The organism is Neisseria sp. HMSC056A03 (assembly GCF_001815685.1).
Classification (GTDB): Bacteria; Pseudomonadota; Gammaproteobacteria; order Burkholderiales; family Neisseriaceae; genus Neisseria; species Neisseria subflava.
The window spans coordinates 1-277 of the sequence record NZ_KV821586.1; the positions used below are offsets into that span (position 1 = coordinate 1).

A 277-nucleotide genomic window follows, 5' to 3' on the forward strand; every position below is an offset into this window, starting at 1 on the left:
TCTCCGGGGTAGGATTTATTGTAGCGTTTGGCCTGCCTTTTGAGTTTTTCCTGAATGCCGCGTTCTACCTTGGCCAGGCGTTTCATTCCGTACTTTGCCTGTTTGAAACGGTTGTTGGTACTGGTTTGGGGTTTGAGCAGTCTGCCCCTTGCGGCTTTAAGTGCGCGGTAAATGGTGACGCGGCTGACTTGGTAGCGGCGTGCCAGGGAGGTTGCGCTTTCCTTCCCCTGCGTGTAGGCCAACCAAATGGCTTGGCGGTGGTGCGGGGTGAGGCGGG

The 277-nt window shown here is 56.7% G+C and carries 1 pseudogene; it reads right to left on the reverse strand.

Annotated elements, in window-relative coordinates:
* Positions 1–277: pseudogene (locus tag HMPREF3052_RS00655) on the reverse strand (IS481 family transposase); the annotation flags it as partial.